The organism is Shewanella sp. 125m-7 (assembly GCF_052977045.1).
Window position 1 is genome coordinate 101,570 of sequence record NZ_JBRILQ010000005.1, and the last position, 15,566, is coordinate 117,135.

General features: G+C 45.5%; 8 protein-coding genes. 3 read left to right on the forward strand and 5 right to left on the reverse strand.

Translation table 11 applies throughout. The annotated features are described in order from the left end of the window. Positions 1–136: 136 nt before the first annotated feature. Positions 137–2,380 (reverse strand): DPP IV N-terminal domain-containing protein, encoded by a 2,244-nt coding sequence (locus ACVBIL_RS03830; RefSeq protein WP_447165666.1) that lies wholly within the window; start codon positions 2,378–2,380, stop codon positions 137–139. 388 nt (positions 2,381–2,768) lie between these two features. Here ACVBIL_RS03830 and ACVBIL_RS03835 point away from each other — a divergent pair, with 388 nt between their 5' ends. Next, positions 2,769–3,758 carry a class 1 fructose-bisphosphatase gene (locus ACVBIL_RS03835; RefSeq protein WP_447160967.1) on the forward strand — a complete coding sequence of 330 codons (990 nt, stop codon included), beginning with the start codon at positions 2,769–2,771 and terminating at the stop codon, positions 3,756–3,758. Between the two features lie 626 nt (positions 3,759–4,384). Here the strand turns inward: ACVBIL_RS03835 and ACVBIL_RS03840 are convergent. Beyond that, complete coding sequence (locus ACVBIL_RS03840; RefSeq protein WP_447165667.1) at positions 4,385–5,860, reverse strand: LA2681 family HEPN domain-containing protein; 1,476 nt, start codon at positions 5,858–5,860, stop codon at positions 4,385–4,387. Positions 5,861–6,857: 997 nt separating this feature from the next. Then, complete coding sequence (locus tag ACVBIL_RS03845) at positions 6,858–8,648, reverse strand: flavocytochrome c (RefSeq protein ID WP_447165668.1); 1,791 nt, start codon at positions 8,646–8,648, stop codon at positions 6,858–6,860. A gap of 405 nt (positions 8,649–9,053) precedes the next feature. Between ACVBIL_RS03845 and ACVBIL_RS03850 the strand changes: the two genes are divergently transcribed. Together ACVBIL_RS03850 and ACVBIL_RS03855 are read left to right on the forward strand one after the other, a co-directional pair. After that, the gene (locus ACVBIL_RS03850) at positions 9,054–11,072 is read left to right on the forward strand and encodes an ATP-binding protein (RefSeq protein WP_447165669.1); all 2,019 of its coding nucleotides are present in this window, start codon (positions 9,054–9,056) and stop codon (positions 11,070–11,072) included. Positions 11,073–11,146: 74 nt separating this feature from the next. Next, positions 11,147–12,529, forward strand: a complete 1,383-nt coding sequence (locus ACVBIL_RS03855; protein WP_447165670.1) for a sigma-54-dependent transcriptional regulator — start codon at positions 11,147–11,149, stop codon at positions 12,527–12,529. A gap of 98 nt (positions 12,530–12,627) precedes the next feature. Here ACVBIL_RS03855 and ACVBIL_RS03860 read toward each other — a convergent pair whose 3' ends face one another. Both ACVBIL_RS03860 and ACVBIL_RS03865 read right to left on the reverse strand, forming a co-directional pair. After that, a complete protein-coding gene (locus ACVBIL_RS03860; RefSeq protein WP_447165671.1) occupies positions 12,628–13,884 on the reverse strand; it encodes a dicarboxylate/amino acid:cation symporter in 1,257 nt (418 codons plus the stop codon). 461 nt (positions 13,885–14,345) lie between these two features. Continuing rightward, positions 14,346–15,566 (reverse strand): phosphoenolpyruvate carboxylase, encoded by a 1,221-nt coding sequence (locus ACVBIL_RS03865; RefSeq protein ID WP_447165672.1) that lies wholly within the window; start codon positions 15,564–15,566, stop codon positions 14,346–14,348.

Sequence of the window (15,566 nt, forward strand, 5' to 3'; positions counted from 1 at the left end):
CGCTGCTATAATTTTCACTCTAAAATTTATAATTAATAATATTTAATTCCAAATTCATCATTATTAAAAACGTAGCAATGATCATTAATAATTAATCACCACTACGCTTTACACTTAATAATCAAGAACAAACCAATTACTTTAGCTGACGGTCTAAAAAGTCTGCTAACGAGCGATATAAATGCACTCTCACTTTTTCACCACGCATTGAGTGCTTAGAGCCCGGATAATCGATCATCTGAAACAACTTACCCTCATCCTGCAGCGCCTTATACACGCGCGTACTGTTTTCAAACAATACGTTATCATCAGCCATACCATGGTACATCAGCAAACCTGACTGATAGCCGGTCACATACGGCAGCACACTGCTGGCCTCATAACCTTCTGCATTCGTCTCAGGGTGGCCTAAGTAACGCTCAGTGTAGTGAGTATCGTAAAGTGACCAGTCTGATACTGGCGCACCTGAAATAGCCGCCTTAAAGTAATCCGGCGCCTTAAATAGGCTCATTAACGCCATGTAACCACCATAGCTATGGCCATAAATTGCGATATTATCAGAATCGACGAAAGGCAAAGTACGTAGGTAATCCACGCCCACCTTCTGATCGTTAACCTCTACCTCACCCAGCTGCTTATAAATCACATATTCAAACTTGGTGCCACGGTGCGCCGAGCCACGGTTATCGAGCTGATAAACAATATAGCCTTGTTGCAACAGGTGCTGAGTAAAGTAGTCTTGATGACTCCAACTGTTCACCACCAGCTGCGCATGTGGGCCGCCATAAACGCGCACCACCACAGGATACTTCTTCGATGCATCAAAGTTCGTCGGTTTGAACATGCGATATTGCAACATCTGGCCATCTTCAGCCTTTAGTTCACCAAATTCAGGTACCTGCCATAAACCAAAGTAGTTATATAACGGGTGGCCCTTTTTAACTTCGTTTTGCTCAACCCAGGCTAGGCGCTCACCGCTACGGTCGTGCAGGCTCACCTGTGGCGGCTGTGAAAGACTACTAAAATAATCGAGGTACACAGGTTTATTGTCGGCAAATACCGCCTCGTGCATCCCGCTGCGCTGACTAATAGATTCAACTTTGCCACCACTGAGTGCCACACGGTAAAGTTGCTTTTCAGTCACCTTAGTCTTGCGACCGGTAAAGTAAATTTCGCCAGCTTTTTCGTCAACATATTCAACCGCATCAACCGCCCAATCACCAGAGGTTAGCTGACGAATAACCTTGCCATCTAGGCCGATCAAATACAGATGATTAAAGCCATCTCGCTCAGACGCCCAGATAAATGCCTTTTGCTGCTTTAAAAAATGCAGGTCGTCATTAAGATTTACCCAAGCTTCACTGCGCTCGTTAACTAATTCTCTATCGTTTTTAATATCATCAATCGCCACCACGCGCAGATCTAACGCTTGCTGATCGCGGCTTTGCCACTGATAAGACAAGTGCTTACTGTCAGGTAACCATTTTACTCGCGGCAGGTAAATATCAGTGTCTTTACCTAAATCAACCCAAGCCACTTTTTTACTGTTAAGTGATACGACGCCCAGCTCAACGTTAACGTTATTTTCACCGGCATAGGGATAACGCTGCTCGGTCAGCTTAATTCCATCGGCATAAATCTCGTTGCGAGTCACCAACTCAACGCCAGACTCGTCGATACGGGTATAGGCAATCGCAGATTCATCGGGCGCCCACCAGTAACCCGTCATTCTGCCCATCTCTTCTTGGGCAACAAACTCGGCCATGGCGTTTTTAATCGCGCCGCCACCATCGGTCGTTAACGCGGTAATTTTTTGGGTGTTTAACTCCAGTACATAGAGGTTTTGCTCACGCACAAACGATACAAAATGGCCTTTTGGTGACAGTCTGGCATCCGTCGCAAACCCCTCACCCGTCTCCAACAATTTGACCTTATTATCGGCTACAGAGTAGTAATACAGCTGACCCGCGGCAGGGATTAAAATCGCCGCGCTATCATCTGACCAAAAGTATTCCATGATCCCTTGACCATATATTCGTTGACGCTCACGACGGGCTTTTTCTTCATCAGAAAGCTCACCCGCTTCAAGCTTATCGGCGTTGATTAGAATACTCTGCTTGCCACTTGCCACATCCATCTGCCACAAGTCGTATAGGTGTTGATCATCTTTACGCCCAGCAAGATAGGTAACCCGCTTACCATCTGGTGACAGTTTTAGTCCGCGTGGGCTGCTCCCCGCAAGAGCGGGTGAAGCATACATACGTTCAATGGTTAATGGTTCGCTGCCGCCCTTAAGCGCAGGAGAAGCTTGGGCAATAGCCGCTGGCGTTAACACCATTGGCAAGGACGCCAACAGTAAACTCATCCAATTTTTTGTCATTATTATTCCCTGGATTAATCGCTAAATAGTCTTCAACTAAAATTTAACTGAAAGTTCGGCTGAAAATTCGACTACATTGTGCCTTAATCGCCGTTAAAACAAAAATCCCCCACCTCGTCGAAGCCTTTAGCCCTGAGAAGGAAGCCTTTAGCCCTGAGAAGGAAGCCTTTAGCCCTGAGAAGGAAGCCCTTAGCGCGGTGAAGCAAGCCGTTAGCGTAAATAAGCAAGCGTTCACAGTTAAAAAGCAAATCTTTACGGCTGAAAAAACTAGCATTCTGGGGTATCATCGCCACAATAATAATGAATATACCCAAGGTGCTATTTGGGTGTATCAAAGAACCCGACCTTAAACTCAATTTACTAATGTTGAATTGTCATAGGAAACAAGATGCAAACTCTGGCTGAAAACCTGACATCACAAGCAATTTCTCCTACTCTTGAAAAACTGATCCTGACCCTAGCGAACACCTCAAAAGAGATTAGCCACGCAGTACGCCACGGCGCACTAGCAGGCGTGTTAGGCGCAACTGAGCAAGAAAACGTTCAAGGCGAAACGCAGAAGAAACTTGATATCATCACCAATGATATGCTCAAAGATGCTCTCAAGGCTGACGGTACAGTGCGCGGTATCGCATCGGAAGAAGAAGACTACGTGGTTGAAGCCGATGCCAACGGTGAGTTTCTAGTGTGTTTTGATCCACTAGATGGCTCATCAAACATCGACATTAACTCACTTGTGGGCACGATCTTCTCAGTATTGCCAGCGCCAGCAGGTGAGCTAACCGAGAAAAGCTTTTTACAAGCAGGTCGCAACCAGGTTGCAGCAGGTTACGTGTTATACGGCCCATCAACTATGCTAGCGCTAACCACAGGTAAAGGCGTACAGCTATTTACCCTAAACCCAGAAACTAACGAGTTTTTGCTAACAGATGGCGCAATGGCTATCAGCAAAGACACTGGCGAGTTTGCGATTAACATGTCAAACCAACGCTTCTGGGAAGCGCCAATGCAGACTTACATCAGCGACTTGCTGCTAGGTCAAATTGGCCCACGTGAAAAGTCATTTAACATGCGCTGGATTGCGGCCATGGTTGGCGACGTACACCGCGTACTTTGTCGCGGCGGTATTTTCACTTACCCGACAGATAATAAGAACCCAGAAAAGCCATACAAGCTACGTTTAATGTACGAAGCTAACCCAATGGCATTCTTGGTAGAGCAAGCAGGCGGTAAAGCGTCTACGGGTTATGAAACCATTATGGATATTGAGCCAACTGAGATTCACCAACGTGTAGCGGTTATCTTAGGCTCAGCCAATGAAGTTGATGCGTGTCTTGAATATCATGGTATTGATTACAGCGAAGAACCTGCTGTATAGGTTCTAGGGTAAGATAGGTTCTAGGTCCTAGGTTCTAAGTTCTAGGTCCTAGGGAAATCAAAGAAAAAGCGCAATCCTATGGTATTAGGGTTGCGCTTTTTTTTGCGCCGAACTTTTTTCGCCTAGCTCTGGCGCTGGGGCTTATCGCTATCAGTCTGCGCCTGACTTTTAAGTTAGACTTCGTCTAACAACTAACGTCGCGGCGCTTCGCCCGCACCCGAGCTTTAAATGCATCAGGCTACGCCTGACCAAAGTCGTGAGCTTCCAGCTCACACACGGGCAAGGAGGACTGCTCGTCCTTATCCTCCTTGCATCCACCATGACGCCCCGACGAAGTTACATGCATTAGATACGGGCCTCATACTCCTATAAAAATCGCCTAACGGCTCAGATGGGACATCCATGTCCCGCCGAGCCTGAACCATCATCCATGATGGTTCCACGGCATTTTTATCTACGTACTTCGGCAACTTCGATGGGGAATAGGTGTTTTCTGTAGGCTAAATCGTGAACGTCAAGCTAGGTGTTTGAATGTTTACTCTGACCCGACATATACTCTTTCGAGTTAGAAAGTGCCAACTATAACGACATCAGATACTTTCTAATTGGCTAGAATTACAACCATTTTAAAGACGTGTTGATTGTATAGGCATTACGATTCCATCACCCCTTGCTTCTTCACGTTGACGCTCTTCTGTGTGCATTGCTAAAGAAAGATAAATCAATGCTTCACGGGATAATTTCAGCATCTTTAATGCTTTATCGGCTAAGTCATCAACAGTTATATACTTCATGTACTCAGTATCATCGACTTGAGCTGGGTACTCCTGAATACCCAGATACCTATGTTCTGCCATTTTTCTAATGCTATGTAATTCTCTAGCTTCTGGTTCAGCAACATCAGTAAAGTTTGGGTCGTACAAATCTTTCGATAAGAAGTATAAACCTCGTAATAGCCAGTTTTCACGTTCTAGGAAGCATGGATTGATTTCTAGCGCTTTCTTTTTCTTATTGTACGTTCCCCAAATATTACGGAAATTTACAGAGTCTACCTTTAATCCAATGTTCATATAGTCGTTTAAGAACAAAGCTATTTTGTCGAAGATAGAATACGAAACTCTCAACGAGTTTTTCAGTAACTCATTTCGGTACCCCAGATGCACACCATCCAAACCATTCTGTAGCAGAACGTCATTGTCAGAATAGTGTTCGAAATCGGCGGTAGTAAACTCGTACAGCATATGTCGAGCAACTATGAACTCTTGCTTTAGCAAGTTAAAGTACTTAGGAAATCTAGGCTCTTCTCCGATGTCGTAGACATGACTAGGTAAGTGCAGAATATCATTTGCAGCAATTGTAGCGGTAAACACATCATTCAAAGGGTTTATAAATAGCTTATGTTGTAAGCACCATCTTCTGTAATCCTGCTCTTTTTGGTGCTTACCTAATGAGAAGTTATTAAAATCAAATTTACGTTCGAACTCAATATCCTCTAGAACGTCTTCCGTGAAGTCTCTATAACCAATAAAAGCTTCTAGAGCATCCTGTTGAATACCACAATCCCATAGTAGCGGCTCACTACCAAAACGATTTAGCTCATTATGGGCATGGAAAAAGAAAATACCACTATGCCCATAGTCATATAGATGCTGTCCATAGTGGACTTGGGCAATTGCTTTATTACCTAGTGCCATAGCAAAATTATCAATACGAGACAGGGCTTTTTCATAGTAGTTAATTGATTCAATTGCTCGCCCTAGTGAACTCATTCCGTTAGCTATATTTGTCAGTATTTTACACTGCATTATCTCATGAAGTTTCTCAAAGCCAGACTCTGCGACGGCCTTTCGCAGGTTAAGTATCTCGGCAACTTGCCTTTCCTGATACCAACTCCAAGTATCATCTACGTCTTTTCGCTCAATCATACGAAGTGCTGCATAACAATTGGCTTTATAGAAAAACAAGACTGAACAATTCTCGCTTATCTCATTTTCCATAAGAGAATCACAGCTAACTAGCAGTTCCTCTAGCTTTGAAACATCATTGTTATCACATGCAATATCAATTTCTAAGCCTAGATCTTCGATTTCTTTATTTAGCACTACTCGATTCCTTGTACTGTCTTAAAACTACTGGTTACATTACCGATATGAAAAAAATTAAGTCAAATAGTACATGATTGAGCCAAGAAAAATCAGTTCACTAACAAGGAAAGGGGCATTTCCGTGTTAGACAACAAACCGCTATACGGCCCAAATGAAGGCACCAATTACCCAGTGTAGATGCGGTTGAGGCCGTCGAAAACAGGGACGCTTTCGTTGAGCTCACAAGGACGTGCTCGCAGCGAGCCTCAGCAGTATCTGCACATTCCCCCGCTGGAGGCGATTAGCTTCACCTTTACACAAAGGTAAACACGTTTTGGGGCATTCCCAAGCTAGCAATCAAACCTATACGGCCCAAATGAAGGCACCAATTACCCAGTGTAGATGCGGTTGAGGCCGTCGAAAACAGGGACGTTTTCGTTGAGCTCACAAGGACGTGCTCGCAGCGAGCCTCAGCAGTATCTGCACATTCCCCCGCTGGAGGCGATTAGCTTCACCTTTACACAAAGGTAAACACGTTTTGGGGCAAAATCGAGCTGCCACACTCACAGGAAACACCCAATCCCCATCGGAGTTGCCGAAATACGTAGATGAAAATGCCGTGGAACCATCATGGATGATGGTTCAGGCTCGGGGGGACATGGATGTCCCATCTGAGCCGTTAGGCAATTTTTATTGGAGTATGAGGATCAACAACTTCGTCGGGGCGTCATGGTGGATGCAAGGAGGATAAGGACGAACAGTCCTCCTTGCCTGGGGGTGGGATGGAATCCCACGACGTTGGTCAGGCTCAGCCTGATGCATTACCAATGTGGCAACGCCACGACCTTTATCAAACGAAGTTTGATTGCACTGAGACTTATGCAACTAAACGCAAAAGTTGCAGATACAAAAAAGCCTCCATCTATAAGATGAAGGCTTTTGTTTTCTAGTCTAAGGCTGAAACTTAACTCAAATCCCAACCCCGACTAACAATCTAAGATTAGTTTTTCTTAGACTAATTCTTCTTAGAATAAGCTGCTGCATTCTCACCAGCCATTCTACCGAAGGTGACGATATCAGAGATAGCGTTACCACCTAGACGGTTAGCACCGTGAACACCACCAGTGACTTCGCCTGCGCCATATAGACCTGGAATAACTTGCTGCTTCGCGTTCATGATTTCAGCTTTAGAGTCAATCTTCACGCCGCCCATAGTGTGGTGAACACCTGGAGTCACTTCGATTGCGTAGTAGTTACCTTCGTTAAGAGCACGAGGTAGGTTAGGACGTTCAAAGTCTGCATCCTTACCGCTCTTAACAAGTGTGTTGTAGCGTGCAACAGCTTCAGTTAGGTTCTTACCGTCAATACCTGTCTGCTCACCTAGCTTAACTAGCGAGTCAGCACTTGGTACAACACCTAGACCGATATACTTATCAATCTTACTTAGTGACTTACGTACTGAGTCATCAAAGATTAGGAAGGCTGATTTGCCTGTTTGGTTCAAAATCGCTGCAGAAGCCTTATCACGTGTGGTGATTTCGTTGACGAAGCGCTTACCTTCACGGTTAACCAAGATTGCGCCGTTACCACGAACCGCTTCAGTAACCATCACACCACCTTTAACAGATAATGTTGGGTGAGCCTGGATGTATTGTAGATCTGTCATCGCCGCGCCAGCATTACCTGCTACGTCAATACCGTCACCTGTGGCACCAGGTTGGTTGGTTGAGATGAAGCCTTTTAACTTAGGATCAAGTTTTGATACACGCTCGTTGTTCTTAGCAAAACCACCTGTTGCTAGGATAACTGCGTCAGCTTTAATCCAGTAGTAACCCTTGTACATGCCTTTAACGAGTAGGCCCTTAACATTGCCTTTATCGTCTTTAAGAATTTCGATACCACGGGTGTTCATACGCATATCAACATCACGCTTAACCGCGTTATCAAAAAGTACTTGGATTACGTGTGCACCCACACCTGCACCACCTGTTGGACGGTGTGAACGGTTGGCTGATGCGCCGCCCATACGACCTACGTCGTTAAGATCTGCGCCCATTGCGGTTAACCAATCAACAGAACCTTTAGAGTGTGAAGTGAGTACTTCAACTAGCGCTGGCTCGTTTAGGTCACGACCACCTTTCATAGTGTCTTTGTACATAGACTCAACACTGTCTTTGATGCCTTTGGCTTTTTGCTGATCAGTCCATGCGGCGTTCATGCCACCCGCGGCTAACTTAGCGTTACCGCCAATAACAGGTTCTTTTTCAATTAGAATCACGTTAGCGCCGTGATCAACTGCAGATACTGCGGCAGAGAAACCTGCGCCACCTGAACCGACAACAACCACATCAACTGTGTCATGTGGCGCTGCAGCAAGGGCTGCTTGACGATCTTCAGTGTCTTTTAATAACTCATCGATGCTTGGCTCATGACGTTCCCACTTCTTAGTGTAAGGCATGTCAAAGTCGAAGCTATGGCAAGAGTCACAGTAGACCATCGATTTTTCGTGAGCGCTGTGACAAGAAGTACAAGCCACTTCGCCAGGGAAATGAGATTCATGGGCATTGTAGTGCTCATGTTTAGTTTCTTCAGCAACTTCAGCGAGTGTACCGTGACAAGCTACACACTGTTCGTTCTCGTAGGTTAAGCTGTCGTTTGAAAGCTCACCATCTGGCATGTGGCAGCTATCACACTCTTGGTTTTCACCGTGGAATTCTGCCAAGTTGTCTGCCGCAATGGCGTTAGACATAAGGCCTGCTGAGCCGAGAAGTGTTGCAATACACACTGCTTTTTTAAAGTTTTTCATCTCATTTCCTCGCCTTTTTATTGCTGTTCTTAGCAGCGCAAAAAGCTATCACGTTATATACGACAGTCATAAACGCTGTCTTAAATACTCAATTCGAGGTAATTGTCTGCCTATTGCGTTAAGCCATCAACTGCATGTACCAAGTAGCTTGAGAAACTGAACACTCGATCACAGCTTGTAAAAGCGGCCATGCAAACATGCATAACCTGATAGGCAGTTATGCAAAAATGCATAAGACTAGGTTAACGAGATCACAAATCCAGTTAATATCAAAATTTGAATATGCTGGAAATGAAAAAACCTGTTAAACCAAGGGTTCATTAGCACTTAAAGCCAGTAAATCTTGCTTTAAAAGCGAGAAACTCCGCACAGTTATACTGTATAAGCTCATGCTAAGATTCAAATATGAAAACATTTGTTAACTTAGTTTGCAGCCTTTGCACTCTTTACCTAATGGCATTCTCTTTTGCCGTCCATGCCGAACCGACACATGAAAAGCAAAGTATCGTGTTTGGCGTTCACTCAAAGACGGCTCCATTAGAGTGGCGTAACAATGGCGTCGATCAAGGCTTTAACCTTGAGTTAATGGACCGCATCGGTCAGCTCATGGGCAAACGCATTGTGATCCGCCGCAAAAGCTTTCAACAACTGCTTAACGATGTACATGACCGTGACTCACTCATTGATGTTATCGCTGTGGTCAGCCCTATCACTATCGATCGCGAGCTAAGTCAGTCCGACCCCATTTATGCCACCCACGCCAAAGCGTATACCTTACAGGGCAAGTCATTTATCAATGGCTGGGACGACTTGGAAGGTAAGCGTGTGGCGATTAAAAAAGGGGCCTTTGTCGATGTGTATATCTCAGGTAAAAAGCAGGACTTTACCCGTGTCGATGTCGACCTATATGAAACGGGTTTTCAGTTACTGATAAAAGGTGAAGTTGATGTGGTGATTGCCGAGAACTTTGTTGCTCGGCGACTCATGCCGCTGTATCCGTCTATTAGAAGCTCTAGCGATCCCTTGATCTATGGTGCCTTTAATTTTGTCAGTAACTATAAACATGCTGAGGAGATGGCCCAGATAAATGATTCCCTCAGACAATTAAAGCTCTCGGGGGAGTACGACCGGTTAGTCAATAAGTGGTTTGGTACCGGCCGCGAGAAAGTCGACCTTAACTCTGCTCAAAAAAGAATGCTGTCACTCGCCATCTTTGTCAGCCTGCTCTCTGCTGTCGGCATGCTTTTAACTGGCTTTATCAGCCTTAGCCTACGTAAACGCTCCAAGGCACTTAAGCAAGAATTAGCACAACGTAAAAAAGCCGAAGAGGCGATTTCAAGCTTGTCGAGCCAGTTCCAATCTGTACTCGATGGCATTCCCCATGGCGTTACCCTGTTTAATCAGCAAGGCGAATGCCTGTGGAGTAACGACAATAATAACGACCTACTGACAAACCCTGAGTTTCACTATATTGATGGCGAAAGCTTTAACTTAAGCCATGCACTCTCAGGCGCGCTGATTGAGCAAAAGTCACAAACCGCGGATATGCAGATCAACAACCAATATTGGCAACTGCAGCTACACCCAATCAGCAAACAACAGGTGGTTATATTGCTAGAAGAAGCCACCGAACAGCACAGGCTTCGCCAAGCCAATGATGAGGCCAGCCGCCTGGCATCACTTGGTGAGCTCTCTGCCGGTATTGCCCATGAGATCAATAACCCCACAGGCATCATTATCCATTCAATCGCCTTTATCAGCGACGCCCTGAAAGACTTGTCTGAGGCGAGCCATAACTATCAGCTGCAAAACCCTTTTTGGTCAGTTGCAGGAATGGCACCGGAATTGGCGATAAACGAGCTCGACTTAAGCAGTCAGTCAATCCACGAAGGTGCTCAGCGCATAAGCCGTATCGTTAACGACCTTAAGCGTTACGCCTTGCCAACACTGACTAATGAATATCAACCCATTAGCCTTAATGAGGTGGTTGAAGTGTCGCTGCGCCTAACCGCCAATCAGACCAAGATATTTATCGTTACCACCGACCTCATGATCCCGAGCCCGGTTGTTTTCGGTGATGCACAGCAACTGCATCAAGTGCTAATCAACTTGATTCAAAATGCCTGCCACGCCATCAGGCAAGATACCGACAGCTATGAAAGTCGCGATCATATCAATATCAAAACCTGTGTCGAAGACAAACATATCTGCTTAATTGTTAGCGATAAAGGCGCAGGTATGGACAGAGCCACACTGCAGAGAATTACCGAGCCTTTCTTTACCACCCGCCGCTCAAGTGGTGGTACAGGGCTTGGATTAACTGTGTGTAGTCGCATCATTAAAGAGCATAAAGCCGATATGCAGATCACCTCCCGCCTTGGCGAAGGGACGGTGATCAAAATACGCTTTCCGCTTGAGTACTAATTTCTTCATCAATACGCCTTAAATTGAAAAGCCTCAGAGGCTCTAGAACAGATATTTAATAGGATTGGTATCACATGAAACTTGCTAGAAATATTCTTCTTGTTGACGATGAAGCCTCTTGGCTTAGAACGCTTTCTATCACGCTTAACCGCCTAGTACCGGAAGCGAAAATTGATACCTGCGTCGATAGCCGCCAAGTGATGAGTCGATTACAGACCGGTGACTACGCCCTTGTGCTGCTCGATCTGACCATGCCGTTTCACTCTGGCGAAGACTTACTAGAGATGATCCGCAGTGAGTTTCCTAAGACACGCGTGTTAATCGTCACCGGCGTGAACGAAGTCGACACCGCCGTGCGCTGCATTAAAAATGGCGCTTACGACTACTTTATTAAAACCGATAAGGTCGACGACCTTGCCCGTACTGTGCGCCGCGCATTAGAAGTGGTTGGCCTTGAGCGCAACTACTTAAGAATTAAAGAGCGCTTTCTGAGCCGCACCTTAAACCGCCCAGAAGTATTTAATAATATCCTCACCTGTGAGCCTGCGTTGCTGGACCAATTCCGCTATCTTGAGGCAGTCGCCTTAAGCCCTGAACCTATCCTTATACAAGGTGAAAGTGGTACAGGTAAAGATGAGTTTGCCAAATCGTGCCATCAACTTATTTGCGCCGATGCGCCGTTTATTAACGTCAATTTAGCGGGTATTAGCACTTCAGCCTTTGAGCTGCAGTTATTTGGCCAAATTCATACTCAAGACGATGGCCAGATCAGTGCTCAAGCAGGCGTATTGCACCAGGTGCAATCTGGGTTACTGTATTTAAATGAAATGGGTGATTTGCCGATTGAAGCGCAAGCCAAACTTGTGGATGTGATTGAGCATAAACAGTATTACCCCATCGGCAGCGACAGAGCCTATCCAGTAATGTGCAAAATCATTACCTCAACCCAGCATGATCTGCTTGCACTTAATCAAGCAGGAAAATTTAGAAGCGATCTTTTATATCGCCTACGCTCACACACCATCAAACTGCCACCATTGAGACAACGTAAGCTCGACTTATCTATGCTTATTAATCACTTTATTTGTTTAGCTGCGAAGGAGATGGGGCTGTCAGAGCCGCAACAACCCAGCTCACTGGCGCAGCAGTTATCGGAATATGATTTTCCAGGCAACTTGCATGAGCTTAAAGGTATGGTGTTTGATGCTGTCAGTCGCAGTGATGGGATCTCACTCAATATCACCCCGTTTATGGAAGCGATTAATCTAAGCAAACCCGCGAGCTCATCTGATAGCGACCAGCTTATCTTCCCTAAGAATTTACCGACATTAGCACAAATGAGCGATGCATTAATTCACGAAGCCTTGAACCGCACCGCTAACAATCAAACCGCAGCGGCGCAAATGCTAGGCATTAGCCAAAGCGCGTTAAGTCGGCGCATCACTAAAGAAAAGTAAGCAAAGCAGAATAAGCAGCTTCTATGCTGTAAACCGAACACAAAAATGCCAGCAAATTGCTGGCATTTTTTATCGTGAAATAGCGGTTCTAGTGCAGTTTAAGCTTGAGCCTGAGCTGCTGCGACCTTAGCCTCGCTGCTCTTTTCTGTTTCATCAACGATGGTCAAAACAGCAGTGTCACCCACCACGTTACAAGAGGTCAGTACCATATCGATTAAACGATCAAGTGCTGCCACAATAGCGAATGCTTCGATAGGTAGACCCATCTGATGAATAAGCACCCCAATCATCACCATGCCGCCACCGGGTACGCCACCGGCGCCAACTGACAGTAAGAAAACACTAAACATCAATGCGGGTAGCTGCTCCATCGTGATAGGTGCGCCAAAGGCGTTCGCCACAAAGAAGATAGCAATCGTGATATAAATCGACACGCCGCCCATGTTCATGGTTGCGCCAAGCGGCACACCAAAACCTGCTACAGCACGACTAACACCTAGCTTATCGGTTAGCGTACGCATGGTCACAGGGATAGTGGCATTTGAGCTCGCTGTCGACAATGAAAACAAAATTTGCTCACGAGTCTTAGCACGAAACTCTTTTGCCGATACCGGAGTAAACAGACTTACGGCAAAGGGATACACTACAAATATCCATAGCAGTAGTAGCCCTAAAATCAGTCCTAGGTATTCAAGCACGCTGCCAAATATGGCTGCTTCAAGCGTCGCGCCTAGCTTTAGCATTAACGCAAATACACCAATAGGTGCAAGCTGCATCACGACACTAATGAGCTTCATCATGATCTTGTTTGCGACTTGAAAGCCCTTTACCGCACTTTGCGCCGCGTCACCAAGAGACTTAATCACACCACCAAGTAACAATGCCATAAAGATAACTTGTAGCATGTTGCCTGAACCGAATGCCGCAATAGGGTTACTCGGCACAATGCTGACGACTAAATCAACCAGATTAGGCAGCTCTGTTGCGACGATATCGACACCGCCACCGCTAGACATATCGACGCCCTTACCAGGAGCGAGCAATAACGCCACGCCTAAGGCTGCGAAGATTGCCACTAAGGTATTGATGATATAAAAACCGAATGTTTTACCGCCTAGGCGGCCAAAGCTATTGAGATCTTTTAGTTCACTCACACCGCAAACGATGCTGACGAAAACTAAAGGCACCACTAACATCATGATCATATTAACGAACATGGTGCCTGCGCCAGAGGCTAAATCAACGATAGTGCCTGAGAACAAACTGATATCAGCGAGGAAATATTGAATAATAGAGCCAAAAATAAGCCCTGAAAATAGACCGATAAAGATCCGAGTCGAAAGTGATTTTTTCATTTGCTTGCCTTATTAGGACATGTCTAACGCATGCCTTCAATTTTGATGAATTATAAATTTCCATCTCTTTGTGCCAAAGATAGTGAAACATGCTGGCAAGAATTTCAATCGAAATGGCACAATTAGTTTTTGATACAGGCTGGTAACGGCGCATTAAAGCGACGCGAAAACCGTTGTTACTAAAGGAGTTTAAGTGATTGCAAATAAAGGTAACAATGTCACAACTTTTACACCAGCAACATATTTGCATCATTTTGCGCACAAAAACTCAAAGTCAGAACAGTGATAAAAGCTAGCCGAGAACACCCTAGCAGTTAAATAATCTGCGCAATAACCAGTAAACAGTCGTACATCACTACAATAAGGCGATAACGCCGATTATTGTTCATAAAAAAAGCACCTTTAAAGGTGCTTTTTATTAAGCTGTTTTACCGCTGATAACACCTGCTATCGGTTAACTATCATGCCAACCACAGCTCGACATCTTTAATAATGAAGTTACCGCTATAGACAGGATCTGGCTCGCCGATATGCTCAAGCTCAAAGTAGCGACGATGCTCTTCGGGTAAGCCCTCATAACCGCAGATCACCTGATACAGCCATGATTCTCTATCCCAAGACAGCCCGTGCTCATCAAGATAATCCAGTGCCGACTGACTCTTACCCGAATCAATCACAGCGCAGAAATAGCCGTCTACTGCTAACTTGAGCGGATTATCTGGAATATCAAAATCTTCGACTTGAGTAAGATCGACTGACACATCTTGCTCACGTATGGAGCTCACATCAGTTAGGCGATCGATTCGTCTAATATTAGCCACTATCTCTAGCAGCTCTGCCTCTAAGCCATGGTTGTGCACATCCACCGCAGCAGGGGCTAACAATCGCTCTGCAACATTAAATAAGCTTGGCAGGTGTTTGTGACTCACATGATCTGCAGGGCGGTAATCTGGATGCTGGTCGGTATACAGTAGCCAACCTTTTAGCAAACGAGTACGCCCCCGAATTTGACGGAAACGACCGAGCAATTCGAGTAAACGCGCCTGCACCACACTGAGTTCTTGAGTACAATCGCTCAAGGTCTCTTGCAAAGTGGTGACGAGCAACTTACGCAACTCGCGAGTATCACCGGCTATTTCACCCAGTTCGCTAAACTGGAACATCTCCAGACCGTTTAACAGCTCAGATACTTGGCTCTGGGCTAACTCGTTTTCACGAATTTTGGCGTTAATACTCCCCACATAACCAAACTCATTGTTTATCCGGCTCCACAACACACGAATCGAATAACGTAATCCATCGGCGAAGCTATAAACATGCTCACTTAAGTCGGCAAGATACGCCTCAGATGCCGCAAAATCGACGTTATGACGCGCCTCTTTATAGTGTTCGGCTAAAGTCTTAATGCTAGCCAGTGACGAGCCAACATTAGCGTCTATCTGACGGTTACGCTCATCACTCAAAGCTTCTTCGAGCAAGGCTCGTACCGAACGCTTAAGGCGCAGTTCCTGCTCAGGCTCTGGCCGCCATAAGATATCGCTCTTTTGCAGCTTATCAATGGCAGCGGCGTTGCTTTCATCGACCGACACAGAGCCAGACAAGTACACGTCCATCACCAGCTCGGCGTGACGCCCAAGTTGCCTCAGTAGTTTTACACCCGCTTGATGCAAGTTACTGCTCAT

Bases quoted from the DNA above. Each gene is read 5' to 3' on its own strand.
- ACVBIL_RS03835 (WP_447160967.1), top strand. From the start codon at position 2,769: ATGCAAACTCTGGCTGAAAACCTGACATCACAAGCAATTTCTCCTACT.
- ACVBIL_RS03855 (WP_447165670.1), top strand. From the start codon at position 11,147: ATGAAACTTGCTAGAAATATTCTTCTTGTTGACGATGAAGCCTCTTGG.
- ACVBIL_RS03850 (WP_447165669.1), top strand. From the start codon at position 9,054: ATGAAAACATTTGTTAACTTAGTTTGCAGCCTTTGCACTCTTTACCTA.
- ACVBIL_RS03830 (WP_447165666.1), bottom strand. From the start codon at position 2,380: ATGACAAAAAATTGGATGAGTTTACTGTTGGCGTCCTTGCCAATGGTG.
- ACVBIL_RS03860 (WP_447165671.1), bottom strand. From the start codon at position 13,884: ATGAAAAAATCACTTTCGACTCGGATCTTTATCGGTCTATTTTCAGGG.
- ACVBIL_RS03845 (WP_447165668.1), bottom strand. From the start codon at position 8,648: ATGAAAAACTTTAAAAAAGCAGTGTGTATTGCAACACTTCTCGGCTCA.
- ACVBIL_RS03865 (WP_447165672.1), bottom strand. From the start codon at position 15,566: ATGAGCAGTAACTTGCATCAAGCGGGTGTAAAACTACTGAGGCAACTT.